This is a genomic window from Acetobacter fabarum (assembly GCF_029069195.1).
Lineage (GTDB): Bacteria > Pseudomonadota > Alphaproteobacteria > Acetobacterales > Acetobacteraceae > Acetobacter > Acetobacter fabarum_A.
The window spans coordinates 1-3,172 of the sequence record NZ_JARDYK010000028.1; the positions used below are offsets into that span (position 1 = coordinate 1).

At 56.0% G+C, this 3,172-nt stretch carries 5 protein-coding genes; 3 read left to right on the forward strand and 2 right to left on the reverse strand.

Translation table 11 applies throughout. The annotated features are described in order from the left end of the window. Positions 1-204: 204 nt before the first annotated feature. The 3 genes from PY793_RS13990 to PY793_RS14000 are packed head-to-tail and all read left to right on the forward strand — an operon-like array spanning position 205 to position 1,282. Positions 205-492: a mobilization protein gene (locus PY793_RS13990; RefSeq protein WP_275178595.1), complete on the forward strand. Its 288-nt coding sequence runs from the start codon at positions 205-207 to the stop codon at positions 490-492. Continuing rightward, entirely contained in the window at positions 489-998 is a 510-nt protein-coding gene (locus PY793_RS13995; protein WP_275178596.1) for a replication protein, read from the forward strand. Before PY793_RS13990 ends, PY793_RS13995 begins: the two co-directional genes overlap by 4 nt. Continuing rightward, positions 995-1,282 carry a DnaB-like helicase N-terminal domain-containing protein gene (locus PY793_RS14000; protein ID WP_275178597.1) on the forward strand — a complete coding sequence of 96 codons (288 nt, stop codon included), beginning with the start codon at positions 995-997 and terminating at the stop codon, positions 1,280-1,282. Before PY793_RS13995 ends, PY793_RS14000 begins: the two co-directional genes overlap by 4 nt. 160 nt (positions 1,283-1,442) lie before the next feature. On the opposite strand, the gene PY793_RS14005 is transcribed toward PY793_RS14000, so the two are convergent. Then, positions 1,443-1,898 carry a hypothetical protein gene (locus PY793_RS14005; RefSeq protein ID WP_275178598.1) on the reverse strand — a complete coding sequence of 152 codons (456 nt, stop codon included), beginning with the start codon at positions 1,896-1,898 and terminating at the stop codon, positions 1,443-1,445. A 185-nt stretch (positions 1,899-2,083) separates the two neighbouring features. After that, a complete protein-coding gene (mobQ, locus tag PY793_RS14010) occupies positions 2,084-3,100 on the reverse strand; it encodes a MobQ family relaxase (RefSeq protein ID WP_275178599.1) in 1,017 nt (338 codons plus the stop codon). Between the last annotated feature and the right edge of the window lie 72 nt (positions 3,101-3,172).

A 3,172-nucleotide genomic window follows, 5' to 3' on the forward strand; every position in this document is an offset into this window, starting at 1 on the left:
CCGCGATACTGCTTTTACATCGAAATGGCAGATTGCCACGACATTCTCCTTTTGGCGTCTAAACGGGGTGCAGGGGTGGAACCCTCTGCCGCAGCGCATTGCTTGCAATGCTATGATGCGCCCTTATTATTCCTACGTCATAAACGGGTTGACGTCAAGTGTTCTTTGTGATACCTTCAGAATCAAGGGGAGATTTTTCAAGAAATGGCAAAAACGACCGCTGAAATTGTCGCTGAGGAAAAGAAAAAAATCGAGCAGGCAAAGGCTCGTATCCAAGCGGCTATGGCAAAAGACAATGTCAAAGAAAGAAAACTCGACACACGCCGGAAAGTCATTCTGGGTGGGCTTCTTATGGATAACGCCAAAAGGAACCCAAGCTGGAACCGCGCTTTGATTGAACTGGTAAAGAAACTTTCCCGCGAAAACGATTTGAAGGCTTTTGAGGGTTACGAAATCCCTCCTATGCCTTCCGCTTCGGGTGAAAATCAGTGACCACCGGAGCCGAAAGAGGGCAACAGCTTTTTGCCGATCTGCTGGAAACTATGCAGCGGACAACGGCAACAATGGAGAGACTAGACGCCGAGCAGAAGAACCAGTGTCGCATCATCGAACAGGCCGCCGATAAAGCCTCTAAAACGGCTGAGGATGCGGCTGAGGCGTTCGCAGTATCGAAACCACGCCTAATGACCTACGCGGCCCTCTGCGCGCTCATGCTGGTCTGTGTCGGGTGGTTCGTAGGTGGGTGGATGATGTACCGCAGTGGGTGGGCTACTGGTGACGCCAACGGATACAAGCGAGCCATAGAAGCCAATGCCGCTGCGTCATGGGCCAACACCAAAAGCGGGGCAATGGCAAAGCACCTTGATGAGATGGGAAATCTGCAACCGCTGGCAGCTTGTAATCTGCCGGGGTTCAGCATCGAAAAAGGGGAAAAGGGGTCGCGTTGGTGTGTCGTCGTAGGGAAAGACGGCCAGTTTCACGGGTGGGCGATTCCATGAGTGACAGCGAACCGAATAGGGTGGAGCAGGCCATTTTAGGAGCCTTGCTTGTTGATAATCGCCGCTATCTCGTCATTGAGCAGATCATAACACCTGATCATTTCACTGATGGGCCGCACCGAAAACTATACGAGATGATTGCACAATGGATTGAAAACGGTCGTCTTGCTGACCCTGTGACGATTTGGCGTGAAATAGCCTCTACAGGACTTTTAGATGAATATGGCGGGCTAAAATATATGGCCGAATTGTTAAAGGCAGTCCCAGCCTGCACCCCTTCCTGAGCAAAACAGAGGTGTCCGGCAAAAGGCTTTTGCACTGTGAAGAAAACGGCAGAAAACTGCCATTCTGATGACAGTGCAACGCCAGAAAAAGGCCAGCCAATCCCGTTTTGCACTGTGATCGGATCCCGCTTTGCACTGTGATCGGTGAGGGTGGGGCTGGTTAGGCTAGGCTTCCTTTGTAACCCAACTCCTCGGTGGGTATTCCGAGGGCTATTTTGGCGATCATTTCCAACATTTCGTTGTGATCGTGATTCGGATGTCGGGTATTTTTTTTATCTTCATTACCCGTGGTGCAAGGTTTGCACTGTGATCGAGACCAAGGGAAAGCCAGCGTTTCCGTCAGGGCTTTCATGATGAACCGATACCCGTTGCAGCCGTTCATCCAGCGGCGGCCCCTGCGGATACGGTTGTGAGAGCGGCACAGGATGCCGAGCTGCTCGGCCTGCTGGATAGCGTAGGCCACTGACCGGCGGGAGCACTTGGCCGCTTTGGCAAGGCTCTCATAGGACGCTGGCCGGATAGAGCGGGCGATGATGAGAAGCACATCTTTGGCCGTCCTGCTGATCTGTCCAGCGCGGAAGGTGTTGAGAATGGCGGTCTGAATTGCGGTGGTCACGGTTGGTTATCTCCAACAAGCTGACCATCTAAGGCTTGAAGACGTGCCCCGATGCGGGTTAGGTCTTCAGCGAAAGGCGGTCCACTTGGTAGTGCTGGTGGACTTGCTGAAGGCTCGGAGTTTGCCGCTCCGGGCCTTCGTCATATCTGGGCGCATGATTGGTCGAAACGCCAAAGAAGGCAACCCTAGCGGCCTCGACCTCTCCCCCTGCCCTGCTCTCGCCTCTGGGCGATCTCTTGCAGGCGTTTCCTGTATGCCTCCTGCTCCTTGGCTCTTTCCTGCGCTTTTTGGCGCTCTCTGGCCTCTTTCTCGGCCCGCTCTTTCTGCTCTTTTTCAATGGCGGCCGACCCGACAGATTGTGCCAGGGACGAGAACCAATCGACCATTTCTTTGGCGGCACTGGTCGCCCTGGTGATTGCCTGCTCCGCCGCGTCGATCAGTTTCTTGGCCGCGTCTATGACCGCGTTGCGCTCCGCTGCGGCCGCGTTCTGCTTGGCTTTGAACGTCCGGGGTTTGTAGTTCTGGCCCTGTGCTTTCTGCTCCCGACGTTCAATGGCCGTGGCTTCCGGCCCAAGGTGAACACCCGGCACCCGGTCGATTCCCTGCGCGGCATAGCTGCGCGGCTCCACGCGGGCTTTCTGGTGGTTCTTTTCCAGTGCCTCGTTGCACTGCATGGCCCACAATTCCCGCAGACTGGACACCTCGGCGGCGGCGGTGCTGGCAACGTCCAGTTGCCGGGTCTTCGCCCCTAGCCCGTCCGGTTCGACAACGCGGGTCGTGGTCAGAATGTGGGCGTGGTGGTTGCGCTGGTCGCCGTCCTTGCCGGGGGCATGGAGTGCGACATCAGCAGCAACCCCGAACCGCTCCACAATGGCTTCCGCAAAACCACGCACCAAGGCTTCACGGGCCGGAGCATCCAGTTCATGCGGAATGGCCACAACATACTCACGCGCAACCTTCGCATCTTTGCGGCGCTCGGCAGCTTCGGCAGCGTTCCAGAGTTTGGAACGATCAGCCGCCCATTCGCAACCGGAAGGCACAACCACAAACTTGCCATCTACGCCGGTGCGTTTGGCATAGTCGTGGGTCACGCCGTCCCGGTCATTCGTGAGCGTTTCGCCAGTTCGATAAGCAGCAGCAGCAACGGCGCTTCGGCCCGTTGCCCGCGATACTGCTTTTACATCGAAATGGCAGATTGCCACGACATTCTCCTTTTGGCGTCTAAACGGGGTGCAGGGGTGGAACCCTCTGCCGCAGCGCATTGCTTGCAATGC